We start from the raw sequence: 20,360 nt of genomic DNA, 5'->3' as shown, positions 1-20,360 counted from the left end.
GGAGCGAAACACGGACGCGGCCGTGCTGGACCTCTCCGGCATGCCCGGCTAGCGTGCCATGGCGTGTGATCCACAGGGCCCGGCCGGCGGACGGCTGCCGCCCACCGGGATCGATCTGATCTCCGTCGTTCATCACGTCCGCAGGAGAAAAGGCGGAATTTACCGATCCGTTACCTGTCCGCGTGGTGTCATTATCGGATATTGTCGCGAGTCGTTACCGCGTAACCCCAGGTCAAGGTCATTGGAGTCCTGTTTCCATGAAACCGCCGCTGCTGCTCATCGGGCAGGGCTCGCACGACGACAACGGATCCGTTGAATTCGGTAGGTTCATCCACCGGCTCCGCTGTCGTCTGGACCAGACGGCGGCCGACGTCTCCGGCGGCTACATCGCCAAGGCCAGGCCGCGCCTCAGCGACTCCGTCGCGTCGCTGGTCGCGCGCGGGCACCACCGGATGGTGGCCCAGCCCATGAGCCTCACCGGCGGTACGTGGCTCGGCACGGACATCCCCTCCGCGATAGCCCGCGAGCGGGAGAGACATCCCATGCTCACCTGCGACTACGGCCGTCCCCTGGGCTCCGATCCCCGCATCCTCGCGCTGCTCGCCGAGCGTCTGGCCGACGCCGCCGCCGAGGTCGCCAGCCTCCGGCTGGTCCCCGCCGCCGCCGGGCCGCTCGACGAGGAACCCGAGCGCATCGAGATCGGCGAGACCGCCGTCGTCCTGGTCGGTGACGGCTCCACCAGCCCCGAGGCCAACGCCGACGTGCACCGGGTCTCCCGGCTCTTCTGGGAGACCCACGCCCACGAGTACATGACCGTTGAGACGGCGTTCGTCTCTCTCACCCCGCCCGGCGTCCCCGGCGGCATCGAGCGCTGCCGCCGCCTCGGCGCCAAACGCGTGATCGTCGTGCCCTACCTGCTCTTCGCCGGCGGCCTGCTCGACCGCGTCTGGGCTCAGGCCATGGCCTACGCCGCCGGCCACTCGAACCTGGACGTCCGCTGCGCCGACGTCATCGGCGACTGCGAGGGGCTGGCCGACGTGGTCATCGAGCGCTACGAGGAGGCGCTCAGCGGCATCGCCTGGTGATCGCGCGTGGTTTTTGGTGTTTTTTCGATCGCCGGTTTCTAGAGGAGACTGAAGCGCATGACCATCCTTGAGGAGACCATCGCGGCGATCCGTCCCGCCGACCCGGCGGCCGTCGCCGCGGCCCGAGCCCACCAGGATCGCCTGACCAAGCCCAGGGGTGCGCTGGGCACGTTGGAGGACGTGGCGATACGGCTGGCCGGGGCCGCGGCGGTCAGCCCGCCGCCACTCCCGGTTCCGGCGGCTCTAGCGATCTTCGCCGCCGACCACGGTGTCCACGCCAGGGGCGTGACCCCGTGGCCGCAGGAGGTCACCCTGCAGATGGTCGGCAACTTCCTCGCGGGCGGCGCCGTGGCCAACGCCTTCGCCGCCCAGGTGGGCGCCTCGGTGACGGTCGTCGACGTCGGTGTGGCCGCCGACCTCGACCCCGCGCCGGGACTGACGATCAGTAAGATCGCGTACGGCACGGCCGATCTGTCCCGCGGGCCGGCGATGACCCCCGAGCAGGCGGTCGCGGCCCTGGAGGCCGGGATCGCCCATGCCCGCGATCTCGTCGCCGGAGGCGCCCGCTGCCTGATCACCGGAGACATGGGCATCGCCAACACCACCGCCTCGGCCGCGTTGATCTGCGCGTTCACCGGGCACGAAGCGGCGGCCGTGACCGGCCGGGGCACCGGCATCGACAGCGAGACCCTGGAACGCAAGGTCGAGGTGGTCCGCGAGGCTCTCCGGGTGAACGGCCTGGAACGCGAGCCGGGCGCCGCCTCCTCGATGTCCGCCCTGGAGACGCTGGCCGCGGTCGGCGGCCTGGAACACGCGGCGATCGCCGGATTCGTCCTCGCCGGGGCCGCTCTGCGGGTGCCGGTCATCCTGGACGGTGTCATCGCGGGGGCGGCGGCACTGGCGGCGGCGGCGATGGCGCCCGACGTCGTCGACCACTGCGTGGCCGGGCACCGCTCGGCCGAACCCGGTCACGCCGCCGCCCTGGATCACCTGGGCCTGCGCCCCCTGGTGGAGCTGGAACTCCGGCTCGGCGAGGGCACCGGCGGCCTGCTCGCCCACCCGCTCGTCTGCGCCGCGGCCAGGGTGATGCACGAAGTCGCGACCTTCGATTCCGCCGGTGTGACAGACAAGGAAGCCTGACCTGCGGAAGTCTTAAGCCGACCGGTTGACAACAGTCAGCTCTTTCTTGACACCTGTTAACACAGGTGCAGCAAAGAGAGCGTCGTTAGCCGGTAGGTTTACCTCCTAAGCACGTCATGATTCACAATTCCTCGCGAACGGGAGATCGTCGCCATGTCGCCCTACCTGCTCGGCTTGCGCCTCTCCGGGCGGCGGGTACTCGTCGTGGGCGGCGGGCGCGTCGCCCAGCGGCGTGTGCCGGCGCTGCTCGACGCGGGCGCACTGGTCACCGTCGTCTCGACGAGCGTCACGCACGCCCTCGACGATCTCATCGCGACAGGTCGGGTGATCTGGGAGGCCAGGCGCTACCAGGCCGGCGACGTCGACGGGGCCTGGCTGGTGCAGGCCTGCACGGACAACCCCGAGGTGAACGCCGCCGTGGCCGAGGAGGCCGAGGCGAAGCGGATCTGGTGCGTGCGCGCCGACGACAAGGACGCCTCGGCGGCCTGGACGCCCGCCAGCGGCAAGGTGGACGAGATCAGTGTGGCGATCATCGCCGGAGGCGATCCCCGGCGCGCCGCCGGGATCAGGGACGCCGTCGTGGGAGCCCTCAGGGACGGTACGGTCGACGCCCGGCGCAGCCGCGCCAAGCCCGTGGGCGTCGCCCTGGTCGGCGGCGGCCCCGGCGACCCCGGCCTGATCACAGTCCGTGGACGGCAGTTGCTGGCCCAGGCCGACGTGGTCGTCGCCGACCGGCTCGCCCCACAGGCCCTGCTCGACGAGCTCTCCCCGGACGTCGAGCTGATCGACGCCGCGAAGATCCCCTACGGCCGCTACATGGCCCAGGAGAGGATCAACGAGCTGCTGATCGAGCACGCCAGACAGGGCAAGTTCGTGGTGCGGCTCAAGGGAGGCGACCCGTTCGTCTTCGGCCGCGGCGGCGAGGAGTTGCTCGCCTGCGCCCGCGAGGGCATCCCGGTGGTCGTGGTCCCCGGCATCACCAGCCCGGTCGCGGCGCCGGCCGCCGCCAACGTGCCCGTGACGCATCGCGGCGTCAGCCAGGAATTCCATGTGGTCTCCGTACACGTCCCGCCGGGCGACGAGAGATCCACGGTCGACTGGCCCAATCTGGCCAGATCCGGCGGCACGCTGGTGCTTATGATGGCGGTCGAACGGATCGGGATGATCGCCGAAACGTTGCTTCATAACGGACGTTCGCCGGAAACTCCCGTAATGGTGGTACAGGACGGTACCCTTCCGACCCAGCGCGCTCTTTACGCCACGCTCTCCACGGTGGCGGAGCGCGTAAGCGCGGCTGAGATTCGGCCCCCCGCGATCGTGATCGTCGGTGATGTCGTGAAGGTCGGCCAGGAGGTCGAGATGGTTCGAGCGGAGCGAGTACCGTGAAATCGGCTTCCAACAGGCCTCCCCAATCGGGTGGTGGCCGTGACCCTCGCCTCGCCGGCATCCCCCAGGCGCCACCCGACGTCACCCCGTCGGATGACCAGGAATCCCCCGGCGAGCAGACGGTGACCTTCGGCGCCATCCGTCCAGACGATGACGCCGCCTCCATCCGCGCCCGCAGCCAGCCCACCGCCGGTGCGGCCGGTCCCGCCGCGCCTCCGGGCAGGAGAGCCGGTCCAGCGGCACCGCCCGCTTCGGAGGAGGCGATGGCGGCCTTCCACGCCGCCGCGGCCGCCGCCCAGGCCACGATCGCCGCCATCACCACGTCCCGGGAGGTGGCCAGGCCCGCCTCCGCCGGCGCCCCGGGCAGCCGCCCCCCGGGTGCCTCCCGCGGCGGTCCCGCCACGGCCTCGCCCGGTGCGGCCTCCGGTCAGGGCGCCTCCCCGGCCGCCGCCCGCGGTGGTGCTCCCGCCCTTCAGAAGGCCCCCCGTAGTGGTTCTCCCGCCTCGCCGGGTGCCCCCCGCGGAGGCGCTCCCGCCCCACCGGGGGCGGGACAGGGTGCCCCTCCTTCCCCCGGTGCTTCGCGCGGTGGTGGTCCTGCCGCCGCTCCTCCCGCCGTCCCTCAGAGACCGGGTGCTCCCGCCTCCCAGGGTGAAGTCGCGGGAGCTTCTCGCGGTGCGGCCTTCCGTCCGGGGCCCGCTTTCCCGAGCGCTCCCCGTGCCGGTGGTGGTCCCGTCACACCTTCTCCCGGCGCGTCTGCTCCCCAGGCCGGCCCCGGTGCGCTCTTCCGCCCTGGTGCCCCCGTTCCCCCGAGTGCTCCCCGCGCCGGTGGTCCCGGGGAAGGGGCCGCGGTCTCCTCCCGTACGGTGGATGACGGCTCTTCCCCCCGGGCCGAGGCCACCGCTCCGCCCCTTCGGGTGAACAGATCTCAGGAAAAGCAGGAGGAGCGCGACGAGGTCGTCGTCCTCCTCGCAGATGACGGTGAGATCGGGGACGCGTCCCGGGAGCGGCACCGCGAGGAGCCGGAAGACGAAGCGGAGAGCGACGCCGGGACGCCTGACACCGGCGGAGCCGAGGACGGCGGCGAGGCTGGAGAGCGGGCCCTGCCCGGCGACGGGGTCCAGCGCGACGCCGGGCCCGCCGAGATCGATGAGCAGGCTCCGCAGGAGGGTGAGACCGGCGAAGAGGCCCAGGGCGACGGCGAGGCCGGTGCCGAGGTCCTGGACGGAGCCGGCGACGTCGACGAGAACGACGGGAACGAGAAGGCCGGAGGCGAGGAGGACGCGGGGTCGCCAGGTGACCGGATGCGGGAGACGCCGCTTCCCGACGCCGTCTCCGAGGCCCTGAGCAGCGCGCTCACCGCCGTACGCGCCGGTGTCACCGACCTTGGTTTCGGCCTGGACATCCCCGGGGCCGAGGAGGCCAGGCGGGTCCGGAGTGAGATCCTGGCCCAGCTCGACGACTACGTGATCCCCCGCGTCCACACGAGCACCGCGCCCGCCCTCGTCGTGGTCGCGGGCTCCACCGGCGCGGGCAAGTCCACGCTCCTCAACACGCTGGCCAACGCCAAGGTCAGCGCGACCGGTGTGCGCCGTCCGACGACCGGAACGCCTGTCCTGGCCTGTCACCCCGACGATCACGAGTGGTTCGCCGAGGGCGACCTGCTCGGTAGCCTCCGGCGGCTCAGCGAGCCCGACCCCGAGGCGGCCTCCGACGGCCTCGTGCTCGTCTCCACCGAGCGCCTACCTCCCGGTGTGGCACTGCTCGACACCCCCGACATCGACTCGGTGGTCGAGGAGCACCACGAGATCGCGCACCGCATGCTCGACGCGGCCGATCTGTGGATCTTCGTCACCACCGCCGCCCGCTACGCCGACGCCCCGGCCTGGCGGCTGCTCCGCCTGGCCAAGGAGCGCGGAGCCAAGCTGGCCATCGTGCTCTCCAGGGTGCCGGCCAAGTCCAGAGAAGTGATCACCAAGCACTTCGTCAGGATGCTCACCGAGTACGGTCTCGGCGAGGTCGACCGGTTCGTCATCAACGAGGGCAAGGTCACCGACGGCATGCTCCCCGACCACGAGGTGAGCGAGCTGCGCCTCTGGCTGACCGAGCTGTCGGTCGACGAGCGGCGTCGCGAGCAGGCCGTGCGGGCCACCCTGGACGGGGTGCTGAACAGCTTCCGCACCCGGGTGCCCGCCCTGGCCAAGCAACTGGAGATCCAGGTCGCCTTCCGCAGAGACCTCCGCGCCGACGTGGAGAGCGCCTATGCCCAGGCGCTGGTCGAGGTCGACAAGAGTACCGGCGACGGTTCGCTGCTCCGGGGTGAGGTCCTCGCCCGCTGGCAGGACTTCGCCGGTTCCGGTGATCTCATGCGTACCCTTCAGCTGCGCAAGCCCGGTCGTCTCGCGGGCAAGGCGAGCCATCAGGCACCCGAGCGGCTCAGCGCGCTGAGATCCGCACTGCGGACGGGGTTGGAGTCGGTGGTCGTCTCGGCGGCGCAACGGGCCGCGGAGGAGGCCGCCTCGCGCTGGTCGAACCGTCCGGGCGCGCAGGAGGTCCTGGCGGCGGCGGCCGAGCTCGGCCAGGCGTCCGACGATCTCCCACGCAGGGCCGGCCGTACCATCGCGGCCTGGCAGGAGCACATCACCGAGCTGATCCGCACCGAGGGGGTGACCAAGCGATCGGTGGCCAGGGTGATCTCGTTCGACGTCGAGTCCCTGTCGCTGATCCTGACCATCGGGCTGCTCGGTTACGGCGCCTCGGAGGCGCGGAACGGCACCGGTGCGCTGCCGCAACGACTGGTACACGCGCTGCTCGGCGCGGAGTCGCTGCGCAACATCGGGGTAAAGGCCCGGAGCGATCTCCGCGCCCGGATCGGCATGCTCTTCGACGACGAGACGGCGCGTTACATCCAGGCTCTCGATGGCGCCGGCATACCGGATGAATCCGCCGCCACCCGCCTTTACCAGGCAACGTACAACCTTGAGGTCGCCCGATGAGTGTTGGCACCACCCAGTCACGCCAAGGTCTCGGCAGCCGGCTCGCCGCGCTGGCCCGGATCGTGGAACTGGGGCCGGGCAAGGTCGACCCCAAGCTCCTCACCGAGTCGGGGCAGTTGCTGCTGCGTGCCGGTGACAGGCTCAAGCTCTCCTCCGACCACACCGTGGTCGCGCTCGCGGGGGGTACGGGCAGCGGAAAGTCGACGCTGTTCAACTCGATCTCCGGCCTGGAGCTGTCGCCGACGGGAGTGCGCCGCCCGACCACCGCCCGTACCCACGCCTGTGTCTGGGGCTTGGACGGCGCGGGCCCGCTGCTCGACTGGCTGCAGATCCAGTGGCGCCACCGCTTCGCGCGGGCCAGCGCCCTGGACCGCGGGGAGAGCCGGCTGCACGGGCTGATCCTGCTCGATCTGCCCGACCACGACTCCATCCGGGCGCTGACCGACAGCGAGGCCGACCGGCTGATCCAGGTCGCGGACCTCGTCGTCTGGGTGCTCGACCCGCAGAAATACGCCGACGCCTCCACGCACCGGCGTTACGTGACCGACCTGGCCGGGCACGAGGCGGTGACGGTCTTCGTGCTCAACCAGTCCGACCGGCTCGACGAGGAGGAACTGGCCGAGTGCGTCGCGGACCTGGAGGACCTTCTCCACCGCGAGGGGGTCGAGCACCCCGTGGTCGTCACCACCTCGGCGATCACGGGGGCGGGCGTGGACGACCTCAAGGAGGTCCTCGCCGAGACCGTGTCCAGGCGCAGGGCCGCCACCCAGCGCCTGGAGGCCGACCTCGACCGGCTGACGCTCCGCCTGGCGAAGGTCATGCCCGCCGACGGCACCTCGGCGCCGCCCTCCTCCATTGACGACGCCCGCCGGATCGGTCTCACCGACGCCCTATGCGACGCGGCCGGAGTCCCCGCCGTCGGCGAGGCGATGGAGAACGTCTACGCGGCGAGGTCCGGTGAGTGGGTCGGTTGGCCCTACACCCGCTGGGCGGCCAAGCTCCGCCCTGATCCGCTGAACAGCCTGCGCCTGGGCGATCTGCGAGACGAGATCCGCAGCCTGACCGGTGGCTCGGTCAGCGCGCAGCCGGCCGAGGTGGACACCGCCGTCCACGCCCTGGCCGACGGTCTGACCTCCGGCATGCACGAGGCGTGGCAGAGTGGGATCAGGGATGCCGCGCGCTCACGCTCGGCGCAGCTGCCCCAGGTGCTGTCGGAGGAGCTCTCAGAGGTCGCACCGCGCCTGGACAGGGTCCCCGGCTGGTGGCGGCTGCTCCTCGTCTGGCAGTACCTGCTGGTCCTGCTCTTCGTCGGGGGCCTCGCCTGGGTCGGTACGGCTCTGGTCTACGGCGTGTTCGGCACGGGGAAGCCGCCGGCGGGGCTGGAGGTGTTCGGCGACGCCGCCTCACTGCCATGGGTGGGACTGATGATGCTCTCGGTACTCGGGCTTGGGTTGCTCACCGCGATGGCCAGCCGTAACTTCATCGTGCTCGGCTCGGGCAACGAGCGTGACGCGCTGGAGCGCGAGATGCGCCGCAGGGTCGCCGGGCTCGCGGAGAGCATGGTGATCGAGCCGGTGGAGCGCGAGCTGACCCGCTACAACGAGTTCAACTCGGCCATGCGGAGCCTGCGAGGCTGATTCCCGGGGTCGTCCACAGCCTGATCGAGTGTCCGGCGGTTGTCCCCAGAACGTGATTCGGCAACTCGCGAGAGGTACGGCTCGGGCCATCGTGTCTTTCACGCCGCCGGCACTCAGCCGGCTCTCATGGGAGGCACGATGAACGACATCTATGTCACGCTGACCGGTAACGTCGCGGCCACGCCACGCCAGCACACTTTCCCCGACGGCTCCCGGGTCACCTCGCTCAAGATCGCCTCGACCAGTCGTTACTTCGATCGGGAGAACCAGCAGTGGCGCAACGGTGAGACGACCTACTTCGGCGTCCGCTGCTTCCGTGGGCTCGCCGACAATGTCGCCCAGTCGGTGCAGCTGGGCCAGCCCGTCGTCGTTCAGGGACGGTTGCGGATCCGTGAGTTCACCCACGAGGGTGAGCGCCGATTCATGCCCGAGGTGGAGGCCAACTCACTCGGACACGACCTGCGCTGGGGGCTCGGTAGCTTCAGCAAGCCGCAGCGTGGCGGCCCGGTCGCGGCCCTGGGCAGCGCGGAGCGGATCGAGCTCGATCGCGAGACGTCCGACTGGGCCATGAGCGGCGGTGCCCCCGTCGAGGCGGGGGCACCCGGCGCCCTGCCCCCGCTGCAGGCCGGGCTCGACGACGAGCGGGCCGCGCCGGGTGGTGGGCCGGCCGAGGGGGGTGCGATCCACGGAGAGGCCGCAGAGGCCGCCTCGGATGGGGAGGAGCCGACGGCGGGAGAGGTCGTGACCAGGAGAAGGAAGGCGGCGAGGGGCACGACGAGGCGGGTGGAGGCGGTGGGGGCCGACGACCCGGCCGCGGGAGTCACCGGGGAGGAAACGGCCGAGGCCGTGCCGGGCACGGTGAAGATCCACCCAGATGTGAGCGACGAGGCACCCTGGCCGACACGGGAGCGTGTGGCGGCCTGAGTCGCCTCCCGTTGGGAGGCCCAGGCCGCGGGCCTCCCAACCCGATCAGCCGGCCGGAACCGGAGAGGCGGAGGAATCGTTCGAGGTGGGTGAGGTGGGCAGGGGGATGGGCGCGGGTCCGCGCAGGGGAAGAACGCGGACAGCGAGATGGGGTGGATTCGAACAGAAGACTTGGAACAGAAGATCAGCAGAGAAGATTTCGGACGAGAGATGAGGGCGGGCAGGCGTCCAGAGAAGTACGGACTTCGCAGGGGCAGGATGTCTGACGGAAGTGCAAGGCCCCGCACGGTAAGAGGGCCTGGTCTGGGCGGAGTGAGGGGGCACCGGCCGGACGCGGTCGGTGTCTCACCACGGAAGCGCGGGGACGCCGAGATGACCAGCCGATGATCTTGCCCGTGTCAGATGCCCAGGACACCTGTTTAGGTCCAGGTCACGCCCCGCAGCATGGCTTGCTCCTTTCCCACACGGCCCGCTCGCGAAGGAGCGGTTTCCAAAACGTAGGTCAACCGGTGGGCTGGCCCACTCCGTCAAAGGTAGCGGTTCCCATCGCGCGTCGCACACTCCGCAACTATTGTGTTACACATCGTTAGTCGGAGAGGGGGACGACATGGCGGCTCCTAGCCACACCTCGGTCAAACCGCGCGACGGCATGACACCCTTGGCCGATCGCTGGCCCCTGCTTGGACAGCGTCGCCCGCTGGTCGGCTACCTCTGCGGGATAGTAGCGCTGGATCTCGCCGCGATCGTGTTCTTCCTGGCATCCGGGGTCTTCCGCTGGTCCGATGCGCTGACCTTCACCGCGCTGATGGCGTGTGGAGCCGTGTGCATCGAGGCGACCCGGAGGCTGGGCATGCCGGCCGGCGTGCACCGGGACCTGCTCTCCGCCTGGTGGCTGCCCGCCGCGCTGCTGCTCCCGCCGCTCTACGCGCTTCTGGCGCCCATCCCGCTCCAGTTCCTGCTGCAGAGGCGGGTGCGCGCGACGGTCGTCTACCGGCGGGTCTTCAGCTCGGCGGCGATCGGCCTGGCCGGATGTGCGGCCTCCCTGCTCTTCCACGCCGCGGTCGGTGACCTGAACGCGCTGACCAGGGGCGACGGAGGGCCGATCCTGGTGGCCGTCGGCTGCGCGGTCCTGTTCACGGTGATCAACACCGCGCTGATCGCCATCGCGGCGCACACCGCCGACCCCGACAGTCGCTGGCGGGAGGTCCTGTGGAATCGGGAGAACCTGCTCCTCGACGTCGTCGAGCTCTGCCTCGGCGTCATCATCTCCATCACCTGCGGGCTCAATCCGGCTCTGCTGGTCCTGGCGCTGCCCCCGGTGGTGCTGCTCCAGCGCAGCCTGCTGCACGCCCAGCTTCAGGCCGCGGCCCGCACCGACCTCAAGACCGGCCTGCTGAACGCCGCGGCCTGGCAGCGGGAGGCCGACACCGAGATCGTCAGAGCGCGTCGCACGGGGGAGACGCTCGCGCTGCTGATCGTCGACATCGACCACTTCAAGAGGGTCAACGACACCTATGGTCACCTGATCGGCGACCAGGTCCTCGTCGGGGTGGCCGACACCATCCGCAGCCAGCTGCGCGACTATGACGTGGTGGGCCGGTTCGGCGGTGAGGAGTTCGTCGTCCTGCTGCCCAGGGCCGACGTGACAGAGGCCCGCAGGGTCGCCGAGCGGCTGCGCTCCCGGGTGGGACGGATGGCGCTCCCGGCCGACGACAACATGATCACCGTGACCATCTCGGTCGGTGTCGCGATCATGAGCGTGCACGGGGACGACCTGATCGAACTGCTCGCCGCGGCCGACCTCGCCCTCTACCGTGCCAAGGAACTCGGCCGCGACCAGATCTGCCTGTCGGCCACCATCGTGCCTCCGGCCCGCAGGCCAGGATCCGAGGCCGCCCCTAGCTGAACTTTCCAGGCCCTAAACTAAAGGCATGCCGGAGTACATCTACACACTGCAGCGCGTGCGCAAGGCGCACGGTGACAAAGTCGTCCTCGACGACGTGACGCTGTCGTTCCTGCCGGGCGCCAAGATCGGTGTCCTGGGTCCCAACGGCACCGGAAAGTCGACGCTGCTGAAGATGATGGCGGGCCTGGAGCAGCCGTCCAACGGCGACGCCCGGCTCATGCCCGGCTTCACCGTTGGCATGCTCCAGCAGGAGCCCCCCCTCAACGAATCCAAGACCGTCCTCGGCAACGTCGAAGAGGGCGTCGCCGAGACCAAGGCGATGCTCGACCGCTTCAACGAGATCGCCGAGCTGATGGCCACCGACTACAGCGACGAGCTGCTCAACGAGATGGGCAAGCTCCAGGACGCCCTCGACCACCGCAACGGCTGGGATCTCGACAGTCAGCTGGAGCAGGCGATGGACGCCCTCCGCTGCCCCCCGCCGGACGCCGAGGTGACCCAGCTCTCCGGTGGAGAGCGCCGCCGGGTCGCCCTCTGCAAGCTGCTCCTGGAGCAGCCCGACCTGCTCCTGCTCGACGAGCCCACCAACCATCTCGACGCCGAGAGTGTCCAGTGGCTCGAGTCCCACCTGGAGAAGTACCCGGGCACTGTCCTGGCCGTCACCCACGACCGCTACTTCCTGGACAACGTGGCCAACTGGATCCTGGAGCTCGACCGCGGCCGTTGCCACGCCTACGAGGGCAACTACTCCACCTACCTGGAGGCCAAGGCCGCTCGGCTCAAGCTCGAAGGTCAGAAGGACGCCAAGCGCAAGAAGCGCTTGGAGGAGGAGCTGGAGTGGGTCCGCTCCAACGCCAGGGCTCGTCAGACCAAGAGCCGGGCGCGTCTGCAGCGCTATGAGGAGATGGCCACCGAGGCCGACAAGTACCGCAAGCTCGACTTCGAGGAGATCCAGATCCCGCCGGGCCCGCGTCTGGGCACCACGGTCATCCGGGCCGAGAAGCTCACCAAGGGCTTCGAGGAGCGCGTCCTGATGGAGAGCCTCTCCTTCGACCTGCCGCGCAACGGCCTGGTCGGCATCATCGGTCCGAACGGCGTCGGCAAGACCACCCTGTTCCGGATGATCACCGGCAGCGAGACACCGGACAGTGGCGAGATCGTCGTCGGTGACACCGTCAAGATCTCCTACGCCGACCAGAGCCGGGGCGGGATCGACCCGACGAAGAACGTCTGGGAGGTCGTCTCCGACGGGCTCGACTACATCAAGGTCGGCCAGGTCGAGATGCCGTCGCGTGCCTACATCGCCGCGTTCGGCTTCAAGGGTCCGGACCAGCAGAAGAAGGCGGGCATCCTGTCCGGCGGCGAGCGCAACCGGCTCAACCTGGCGCTCACCCTCAAGCAGGGCGGCAACGTGCTCCTGCTTGACGAGCCCACCAACGACCTCGACACCGAGACGCTCTCCAGCCTGGAGAACGCGCTGCTGGAGTTCCCCGGCTGCGCGGTCATCACCTCGCACGACCGGTGGTTCCTGGACCGCGTCGCGACCCACATCCTGGCCTGGGAAGAGGGTTCGAACTGGTTCTGGTTCGAGGGCAACTACGCCGACTACGAGAAGAACAAGATCGAGCGTCTGGGGGCCGACGCGGCCCGGCCGCACCGCGTCACCTATCGCAAGCTCACCCGCGACTGACCTCGGTTTCCGGGACGGGCGGGAACCTGGCACGGGCCGTGTCGGGTGTTCTCCCGGTCACGACCGAACGAGCCTCCGGTGCCCCGCCGTACGGCGGGCAGCGGGGGCTCGCTACGGTTCTGGGTGTGTTTGGACAGAGCGTCGCGGACGAGGTCGGCCATGGCCACCGACATGTGTTCCCCAGGGCTGTCAGGTTCGCCGACATCGACTCGCTGGGTCACGTCAACAACGTGCGGTTCCTTGACTATCTGGAGGACGCGCGGTTGGGGATGTTCCACATCGACCCCCAGCGCGAGGGAAACGCCCCATTCGCCGGACTGGTGATCGCCCGGCATGAGATCGACTACCGGCGTCCCCTCACCTTCAGACCCGACCCGGTCCGGGTGGAGTCGTGGGTGACGGAGATCCGTCCGGTACGGTTCACCCTCGCGTACGAGATCCGCGACGCTGATGAGATCTTCGTTGAGGCCCGCTCGGTGATCGTGGCCTACGACGTGGGGAGTGCCTCCCCGCGGCGGCTGAGCCAGGATGAGATCGCCTACCTGCGTAGGTTCGCGGCGGTCTGAGGCCTTTCCCGAGTTTCGACAACCCGTACACGGATCGGCAGGCGGCGGACGCCGTCCACCGCCTGCCGAAAGCCGTCAGACCTCGGGGGCGTACAGCCAGACCGCGCTGTCCGGCAGGAGCAGGTGGCCCTCCACCGGGGCGCTGCCGATCAGGACGCGGTCGTGCGGCGGCAGTTGCACCGGCTGGGAACCGCAGTTGACGACGCAGATCAGGGAACCCCGGTTGAAGATGAGGGCCTCCTCGGGGCTCTCCTGCCAGGTGATCTCTTCGGGCAACGTGCCGCGGAGGCCGCGGCGGACCCGCAGGACCTCCTGGTAGAAGCTCAGCGTCGAGCCGGGATCACTCGACTGGCGCTCGGCGGAGAGCACGGCCCACTCCACGGGCTGGGGCAGCCAGGGCCGCGCTCCATCGGGCGAGAAGCCGTACGGTTCGGCCATGCCGGACCAGGGGATGGGGACCCGGCAGCCGTCACGGCCGGGCAGCTCTCCCTTGGAACGGGCGAAGATGGGGTCCTGACGGGTCTCCGGGGGAAGATTCTTCACCTCGGGGAGGCCCAGTTCCTCCCCCTGGTAGAGATATGCGGAGCCCGGTAGGGCGAGCATGGCGAGCAGCGCCGCGCGGGCGCGGGCCAGGCCCATGGTGGAGTTGGTCAGGCCGTCGCCGTACCGGGTCACATGGCGGACCACGTCGTGGTTGGAGAGCACCCAGGTGGGAGCGGTCACCGTGGCCAGCGTGTCATCGATGATCTTTTTGAACGCGGGTCCGGACCAGGGGGCCTCCAGCCAGGCGAAGTTGAAGCTCTGGTGGAGCTCGTCAGGACGGAGGTAGAGCGCGAGATCCTCGACGGAGTCGGTCCAGACCTCGCCGACCGCCACCCGCTCACCGTCGTAGGAGTCGAGCACCTTGCGCCAGGCACGGTAGACCTCGTGCACCTCGGGCCGTCCCCAGATCGGCGACTCGGCCTTGAACGCCTGGTCCTGCGGCGGGGTGTCCGGCATATCCTCGGCCTTGTACAGGCCCATCGCCACGTCGATCCTGAACCCGTCCACCCCTCGGTCGAGCCAGAACCGCAGTACGTCGAGGAACTCGGCGTGCACCTCGGGGTTGCGCCAGTTGAAGTCAGGTTGTTCCGCAGCGAAAAGGTGCAAATACCACTGTCCGTCGGGGGTCCTGGTCCAGGCCGGGCCGCTGAAGGTCGACTGCCAGTTGTTGGGAGGCAGGTCACCGCCGTCACGGAAGATGTAGCGATCGCGTCCCTCACCGCGCAGCGCGGCCTGGAACCACTCGTGAGCCGAGGAGCTGTGGTTCGGGACGATGTCCACGATCACCCGGAGACCGAGCCGATGCGCCTCGGCGACGAGCTCGTCGAAGTCGGCGAGCGTGCCGAAAAGGGGGTCGACGTCGCGATAGTCGGCAACGTCGTAGCCGCCGTCGGCCATGGGGGAGCGGTAGAAGGGGGTCAGCCAGATCGCGTCCACACCGAGTTCCGCGAGGTACGGCAGGCGCTGCCGGATGCCGGGCAGATCGCCGACGCCGTCTCCGGAGGCGTCGGCGAAGCTGCGAACGTAGATCTCGTAGACGACGGCATCACGCCACCAGGGGGATTCCATGTGCTTTGGACTGCCCCCGCTTGACGATGTTTATGCGTCAGGGGCGTTGATCATGCTGCTCGCCGCGTACACGAGATAGTCCCAGAGACGTTTCTCCAGGTCCTCGGGGAGCTTCAGGGAGAGCACCGCGTCATGCATGTGCCTGAGCCAGGCGTCGTGCTCGACCGAGCGGATGACGAACGGGTTGTGCCGCATCCGCAGGCGCGGGTGGCCCCGCTGCGCGCTGTAGGTGCTGGGGCCGCCCCAGTACTGGATGAGGAACAGGCGCAGCCGCTCTTCGGCCCCGTCTAGATCATCTTCGGGATAAAGCGGCCGTAGCACCGGATCGGCCGCGACTCCTTGGTAGAAGTGATGCACCAGACGCCTGAAGGTCTCTTCGCCGCCGACGGCGTCGTAGAAGGACTGGGATTCCCCGGGGGTAACGGACACGCCTCCAGCCTAATTGACGTCAGCCGGCGATCGGGATTTCGGCTCGGTCGAGGGCGGACTTGACCCGGACGCGGAGCTCGCGGGCGACCTCCGCCTGCCGGGAGGGGATGGTCTTGACGCTGATCCTGAAGATGACGGCGGTGTCGGAGATCTGCTCGATGCCCCAGACCTGCGGCTCCTCGACGATGATGGAGTCGCGGAAGGCGAGGTCGTTCCATATCTCGTCCGCGACCTGCTTGAGCAGGTCGCGGACCGCGGGGATGTCGGAGGCGTAGGCCACGGGCACGTCGACGGTGGCGCGAGACCATCCCTGGGACTCGTTGCCGACGCGGGTGATGGTGCCGTTACGGATGTACCAGACCCGGCCGTCGCTGTCGCGCAGGCGGGTGATGCGCAGGGTGACGGCCTCCACGGTGCCGATCGCGGTGCCCGTGTCGATCACGTCGCCCACGCCGTACTGGTCCTCCAGGAGCATGAACATGCCCGCGATGAAGTCCTTGACGAGTTCCTGGGCACCGAAGCCGACCGCCACACCCAGAATGCCCACGCTGGTCAGCAGGGGGGCGATGGGGACGGAGAGCCGCTCCAGGACGGTCAGCGCGGCGGTGCCCAGGATGATGATCGAGGCGACCGGCTTGAGCACGGAACCGATGGTCTCAGCCCGCTGTCTGCGCCGCTCGGCCACGATCGCGTCGAGGCCCTCCGGGGTCACCGCCTCCCTGCCGCGTAGCCGCCCCGCCAGGGACGTGCGCCCGGAGGAGGCCTTCCGCACCACCCGGCTGATCAGCCGGTGCGCCACGTTGCGCAGAACCAGCGCGATGACCACGACCAGCGCGATGGCGATCACGCCTGCGATCGCAGGAGCCGCCCAGCTCACGGGGACGATCATCTGCACGAAGTCGCAGATCATCCCTCCGCCGTCCCCGCAGCCCTTTGTCAGACCCGCGCTCATGTCGAGAAGCTCCTCGACCACGACTCCAGGGTCGGGGGTCGAGGTGACGGTTGGGGTCACGCTGGGAGTCAGGCTAGGGGTGGGACTGGGGACGGGCGTGGGGGAAAGCAGGAACACGGAGTGGATCCCTCTCGGATCGGATCGACGCGTCAGATGGGCGAGTCATGCGACCTACCCATATTGCCGATCGAACCGGCCTCCGTCACATCACGCCGGGGAAGACGGGGACATCCGGATCTGGGGCCGCGGAGGCGGACCCGGATGCCCCGGTGACGGGCGGCCCGGACGGGACACGCACCCGGAAGCGTGTCCCGTGCCGTTCCCGAGGGGGATCCCTCCTACTTCACCGCCCGGACGAGAGACCAGGCGGCAGCCTTTGCCTTACGGCAGTTCGTGGGTTTCGGCTCGCGAGAGCCTCCGCGGTTTCACCACCGGGAGTCCGCGCGTGTCCGGCCGGCACTCCCTCATGGAAGGCGGCGCGGCCGGGCGGTCCGACGATTCGGAGCCGACGGGGTGACCAGCGTCCGAGGACGCTCCGCACCGGTCATCCCGTCGGCTCCGCCGGGCCGTGGTAGGTACGGCGCGTCGGGCAGGTGAAGCCCTTCGCACCGCTCACCTCATTCCCCTACCGCGGCGAGTACGCGTGCGACCTTGGTCGCGGCACCGGCTGGGTCTTCCACCGTGTGCATCCGTTCACCCCAGGACCACCAGTAGTACCAATCCCGGTGGCTGGGGGTGGCCTGTGCCCGGCAGGTGACGTTCTCCGCGAGGCTGGTGGCCTTCGGGTTGATCACTCGCACGAACGCACGGCCCGAGTGGGTCCGCACCACACGGGCGTGCAGCCCGCGGCAGTCAAGCTCCGTCACCAGTCGTTCCAGGTGTCGGAAATCGTCTTCACCCACCTCGCCCCTCCTCGTGGTTTCGGTTTGCCGGCACCGAATCGTGTTCGCTCGATCACGCCTTCGGTGCTGCCCGCCAAAGATGACTCACGGCGGCCCCGTGGGTCAATTCAGGGAAAACCCAGTTCAGGGTGGGCGTTGTGCCAAGTAGGTTGAAAGAAACAGTCCGCTGGAGGACGATTCTTAGCCGATGGCTTTATTGGCGCGTTCCGGATGAGTCAAACGTGGTCCATCATTCTCGGTAGGCACAGTGCGACGAAAAGATCACAGTGTGTCAAGGGAGAGAGGACCGGTCGGGACTAAGTGTGCCAGCCAGCCCAGCTGGCCACGAGAGAGGGGCCGGTATGTCCGGCAGGCAGCACAGGGAGACAGAACTAGCACGGCAGGTCCGGGCCCGTGGCCTGGCCGCCGGTAAGTCCTCGGCGCAGATAGCCGAGGAAATCTACGAGAAATGCAATTCGCAATTCGGGACTACACGGGTTAAAGGTCACCGCCTGGCGCACGGTGTCGCCCTCGCGGACGTGATCGAACAGATACGGGCGCTGTTCGAACGCGACGGCAAGTCGGCTCCCGGCATCGGTGAGACGTTGCTGTCCGCGTACGAGAGCGGGCTGAAGCGTCCCGGTCCCGAGTACCTGCACTACCTGTGCTCCGCCTACCGAGTCGAGCCGGCCTCCCTCGGGTACGACGGCCCGTGCATCTGCGGCCACGGCCACCGGATGCCCGGTGTCGTCCGAGGCGATCTCCAGGACGGAAGACCCGACACATCCCCTGATCCGCGCGAGCTGCTGATCCAGCCGATCGGCTTGGACCTTTCCGCGGACGGGGGCGAGGAGGACGAGAACGTGTTACGGAGGACACTCTTACAGCTCCTGGCAGGCAGTGGCATCGTGCTGGACGGACAGGTGCTTGGATCGGTGGAGAGCATCCGCAGGAGGATGGACGACACGCTGGTTTCGGCCACCGTCTCGCCCGCGATGCTCGACCAGTGGGAGGAATCCACCATCGGCTTCGGCCGCCAGTACATGAACACCCCCCCGCTCAGGCTGCTGTGCGACGTGATGCTGGAGTTCAGCGCGGTACGCAAGGCCATGGAACGGCGCCAGCCGGTCGACCTGCAGGAACGGTTGTGCCGCATGGCGGCCCAGCTGGCGGGCCTGAGCGGCATGATCATGGTCAATCTCGGCGACCACAGGCTCGCCCGATCCTTCTTCAGGACCGGCCGGACCGCCGCGGACGAGACCGGCGACCGCGCGTTGCGGGCGTGGGTCACGGCCAGGGAGGCTCTGGTTCCGCTCTACTACGGTGACCCGCGTGAGGCGCTCAACCTCGCGAAGAAGAGCCGGGACCTGGCCGGGCAGACGCCCTGCGCGGCCCAGGCCATGGCCCCGGTGGTCGAGGCCCGGGCGCTGGCGATGATGTCGGGCGCGGGCAAGAAGGACGTGGTCGACCAGGCGAAGCGGGCGCTGTCCCGGGCCAGGGCGGCCTTCTCCCAGATGACCGCCGCGGACCAGGATGACGCGACCTTCGGTTACACCGAGCGCCAGCTCTACTTTCACCAGGGAGACGCGCTGGTCAAGCTCGGGCAGGCGATGGAGGCCGACCTCATCCTGGAACAGGCGCTCACCAAGTACGGCCCGACCGACTGGCTCGACCCGACCTTCATCAAGTTCGACCGCGCCCAGTGCAAGATCCTTGAGGGCGATGTGGACGAGGCGCTGGAGATCGCCCAGAGTACGATCTCGGGTCTCGACGAGGCGTGCAGGCCCGACATCCTCATGCAGCGTGCCCACGAGGTGGGCAGGCAGGCCGAGCTGAAGGCTCCGGGGCATCCCAAGCTCAAGGTCTATCTGGAATCGCTGCGCGGCCGCGGCGCGTGGTCGGATGACGCGGCGGCCGACGGGGGTGGCAGTTGAGGCCGAGGCTTCGGCGTTATCGCTGGTCCGACATCGAATCCGTCTGGGCGCTCCACCAGATATGCCTCGCCCAGGTCGGTCTCGCGCCGGGAGACGGCGTCTACTACGAGGACGACTTCCCCAGGATCCACGAGATCTATCTCGCCGACCGGGGAGAGTTCCTCGTGGGTGAGACGCCTGGCGGACGTATTGTCACGATGGGCGGGCTCCGTCGCGTTGACGATCAGACCGCCGAGATGTGCCGGATGCGGGTTCATCCGGAGTTCCAGCGTCGCGGGTTCGGTGCCCAGATGGTCGTCGCGCTGGAGGCGCGGGCGATTGAACTCGGCTACGTGAGGCTCCGCGGAGATACCACCCTGAGCCAGCCCGCGGCGATGGAGCTCTATCGCAAGTTCGGGTGGCGCGAGATCCGCAGAGAAGAGCGAGGGGGATCTGTGGTGGTTTATGGAGAAAAAGAGCTAATGGTCGCTATGTCTACCTTAATGTAGTGACTCGAATTTAGACCACTTTGCTATTTGGCATTGCCAATTTCGAAAATATCCGAATACTTGTCTTTCGTGGCTATCGCCGTCCTCGGGTGAGTGCGATGAAAAAGATCATTGTTCACAAATTTGGCGTGTCCAGGCTCGGTGGCATTGCCGGCGCCATCCACAAGGGCTGAGATCCTCCCCGGCCGGAAGAATCGTTCCCTGACGACCGCGGCCCTCGATCTTCGAGATCGAGGGCCGTGCCGCAACGGGATTCCCGGGTGTGCTCGATGACCGGCTCACCCCAGCCGGGTGACGCGGGAGACGACCTGTTGCAGGTCCGGAGGCTCCAGGCGGTCGGGGAGGTCGGCCATCTCCTCCGCTGAGACCCAGCCGAAGCCCAGGTAGGTGGTGTTCTCCTCGGCGCTGAACGATCCCGGGCCCACCTTGGGAGTGCCCTCGAACCTGGCCAGGTAGAACCGTTCGGTCTTGACGTAGTGGACGCCGAGCCAGTGGAAGTCACGGCGTACCGGCACCCAGCGGTCCATGACCGCCTCGCCGGGCAGGCCCGTCTCCTCCGTCAGCTCCCGCCGTGCCGCGTCAAGAGGGGTCTCGCCCGGGTCTATGCCGCCGCCCGGTGGCTCCCACAGGCTCTGGCCGCTGACGGTGTCACGCCAGTGCATGAGAAGCACCCGGCCAAAGGAGTCCACACAGACCACCCGGGCGGCGGGCCGGTCGTTCGGCTGAGGGGCGTTCATA

General features: G+C 68.9%; 16 protein-coding genes. 11 read left to right on the top strand and 5 right to left on the bottom strand.

The window, feature by feature from the left end:
- Window positions 1-257 precede the first annotated feature (257 nt).
- The 9 genes from IG98_RS0127105 to IG98_RS0127065 all read left to right on the top strand — a co-directional run bounded on the left by IG98_RS0127105 (window position 258) and on the right by IG98_RS0127065 (window position 13,327).
- Complete coding sequence (locus tag IG98_RS0127105; RefSeq protein WP_030917990.1) at window positions 258-1,085, top strand: sirohydrochlorin chelatase; 828 nt, start codon at window positions 258-260, stop codon at window positions 1,083-1,085.
- 57 nt (window positions 1,086-1,142) lie between these two features.
- The gene (gene cobT / locus IG98_RS0127100) at window positions 1,143-2,225 is read left to right on the top strand and encodes a nicotinate-nucleotide--dimethylbenzimidazole phosphoribosyltransferase (RefSeq protein WP_030917988.1); all 1,083 of its coding nucleotides are present in this window, start codon (window positions 1,143-1,145) and stop codon (window positions 2,223-2,225) included.
- Window positions 2,226-2,378: 153 nt separating this feature from the next.
- On the top strand, window positions 2,379-3,611 hold the full coding sequence (gene cobA / locus IG98_RS0127095; protein WP_030917984.1) for a uroporphyrinogen-III C-methyltransferase: 1,233 nt from the start codon (window positions 2,379-2,381) through the stop codon (window positions 3,609-3,611).
- A 914-nt stretch (window positions 3,612-4,525) separates the two neighbouring features.
- Window positions 4,526-6,604 (top strand): GTPase, encoded by a 2,079-nt coding sequence (locus IG98_RS0127090; RefSeq protein WP_245651734.1) that lies wholly within the window; start codon window positions 4,526-4,528, stop codon window positions 6,602-6,604.
- Complete coding sequence (locus tag IG98_RS0127085; protein ID WP_030917978.1) at window positions 6,601-8,241, top strand: GTP-binding protein; 1,641 nt, start codon at window positions 6,601-6,603, stop codon at window positions 8,239-8,241. The genes IG98_RS0127090 and IG98_RS0127085 overlap by 4 nt, the downstream gene beginning before the upstream one ends.
- A 138-nt stretch (window positions 8,242-8,379) precedes the next feature.
- Window positions 8,380-9,165: a single-stranded DNA-binding protein gene (locus IG98_RS47365; protein ID WP_051752979.1), complete on the top strand. Its 786-nt coding sequence runs from the start codon at window positions 8,380-8,382 to the stop codon at window positions 9,163-9,165.
- A 607-nt stretch (window positions 9,166-9,772) separates the two neighbouring features.
- On the top strand, window positions 9,773-11,071 hold the full coding sequence (locus IG98_RS0127075) for a GGDEF domain-containing protein (protein WP_030917972.1): 1,299 nt from the start codon (window positions 9,773-9,775) through the stop codon (window positions 11,069-11,071).
- A gap of 25 nt (window positions 11,072-11,096) precedes the next feature.
- Window positions 11,097-12,761 carry an energy-dependent translational throttle protein EttA gene (gene ettA / locus IG98_RS0127070; RefSeq protein WP_030917969.1) on the top strand — a complete coding sequence of 555 codons (1,665 nt, stop codon included), beginning with the start codon at window positions 11,097-11,099 and terminating at the stop codon, window positions 12,759-12,761.
- Window positions 12,762-12,886: 125 nt separating this feature from the next.
- The gene (locus IG98_RS0127065) at window positions 12,887-13,327 is read left to right on the top strand and encodes an acyl-CoA thioesterase (RefSeq protein ID WP_084195681.1); all 441 of its coding nucleotides are present in this window, start codon (window positions 12,887-12,889) and stop codon (window positions 13,325-13,327) included.
- Between the two features lie 75 nt (window positions 13,328-13,402).
- Here the strand turns inward: IG98_RS0127065 and IG98_RS0127060 are convergent, their stop codons facing one another.
- The 4 genes from IG98_RS0127060 to IG98_RS0127045 form a co-directional block, all read right to left on the bottom strand.
- Complete coding sequence (locus tag IG98_RS0127060; protein ID WP_030917963.1) at window positions 13,403-14,938, bottom strand: glycoside hydrolase family 13 protein; 1,536 nt, start codon at window positions 14,936-14,938, stop codon at window positions 13,403-13,405.
- Between the two features lie 30 nt (window positions 14,939-14,968).
- The gene (locus tag IG98_RS0127055) at window positions 14,969-15,367 is read right to left on the bottom strand and encodes a globin (protein WP_030917961.1); all 399 of its coding nucleotides are present in this window, start codon (window positions 15,365-15,367) and stop codon (window positions 14,969-14,971) included.
- A 19-nt stretch (window positions 15,368-15,386) separates the two neighbouring features.
- Window positions 15,387-16,379: a mechanosensitive ion channel family protein gene (locus IG98_RS0127050; protein WP_245651733.1), complete on the bottom strand. Its 993-nt coding sequence runs from the start codon at window positions 16,377-16,379 to the stop codon at window positions 15,387-15,389.
- A gap of 557 nt (window positions 16,380-16,936) precedes the next feature.
- Window positions 16,937-17,221, bottom strand: a complete 285-nt coding sequence (locus IG98_RS0127045) for a hypothetical protein (protein WP_030917955.1) — start codon at window positions 17,219-17,221, stop codon at window positions 16,937-16,939.
- A 341-nt stretch (window positions 17,222-17,562) separates the two neighbouring features.
- Between IG98_RS0127045 and IG98_RS0127040 the strand changes: the two genes are divergently transcribed.
- Window positions 17,563-19,134 carry an NsdA family TPR-like regulatory protein gene (locus IG98_RS0127040; RefSeq protein WP_051752977.1) on the top strand — a complete coding sequence of 524 codons (1,572 nt, stop codon included), beginning with the start codon at window positions 17,563-17,565 and terminating at the stop codon, window positions 19,132-19,134.
- On the top strand, window positions 19,131-19,622 hold the full coding sequence (locus IG98_RS0127035) for a GNAT family N-acetyltransferase (RefSeq protein WP_030917950.1): 492 nt from the start codon (window positions 19,131-19,133) through the stop codon (window positions 19,620-19,622). The genes IG98_RS0127040 and IG98_RS0127035 overlap by 4 nt, the downstream gene beginning before the upstream one ends.
- A gap of 278 nt (window positions 19,623-19,900) precedes the next feature.
- Here IG98_RS0127035 and IG98_RS0127030 read toward each other — a convergent pair whose 3' ends face one another.
- Entirely contained in the window at window positions 19,901-20,359 is a 459-nt protein-coding gene (locus IG98_RS0127030) for an NUDIX hydrolase (protein ID WP_030917947.1), read from the bottom strand.
- Window position 20,360 lies beyond the last annotated feature (1 nt).

This window comes from Streptosporangium amethystogenes (assembly GCF_000721075.1).
GTDB classification, from domain to species: Bacteria; Actinomycetota; Actinomycetes; order Streptosporangiales; family Streptosporangiaceae; genus Streptosporangium; species Streptosporangium amethystogenes.
This window is presented reverse-complemented; position numbering and strand designations above follow the sequence as displayed.

Bases quoted from the DNA above. Each gene is read 5' to 3' on its own strand.
- ettA (WP_030917969.1), top strand. From the start codon at position 11,097: ATGCCGGAGTACATCTACACACTGCAGCGCGTGCGCAAGGCGCACGGT.
- cobT (WP_030917988.1), top strand. From the start codon at position 1,143: ATGACCATCCTTGAGGAGACCATCGCGGCGATCCGTCCCGCCGACCCG.
- cobA (WP_030917984.1), top strand. From the start codon at position 2,379: ATGTCGCCCTACCTGCTCGGCTTGCGCCTCTCCGGGCGGCGGGTACTC.
- IG98_RS0127030 (WP_030917947.1), bottom strand. From the start codon at position 20,359: ATGAACGCCCCTCAGCCGAACGACCGGCCCGCCGCCCGGGTGGTCTGT.
- IG98_RS0127060 (WP_030917963.1), bottom strand. From the start codon at position 14,938: ATGGAATCCCCCTGGTGGCGTGATGCCGTCGTCTACGAGATCTACGTT.
- IG98_RS0127075 (WP_030917972.1), top strand. From the start codon at position 9,773: ATGGCGGCTCCTAGCCACACCTCGGTCAAACCGCGCGACGGCATGACA.
- IG98_RS0127040 (WP_051752977.1), top strand. From the start codon at position 17,563: ATGTCCGGCAGGCAGCACAGGGAGACAGAACTAGCACGGCAGGTCCGG.
- IG98_RS0127085 (WP_030917978.1), top strand. From the start codon at position 6,601: ATGAGTGTTGGCACCACCCAGTCACGCCAAGGTCTCGGCAGCCGGCTC.
- IG98_RS47365 (WP_051752979.1), top strand. From the start codon at position 8,380: ATGAACGACATCTATGTCACGCTGACCGGTAACGTCGCGGCCACGCCA.
- IG98_RS0127105 (WP_030917990.1), top strand. From the start codon at position 258: ATGAAACCGCCGCTGCTGCTCATCGGGCAGGGCTCGCACGACGACAAC.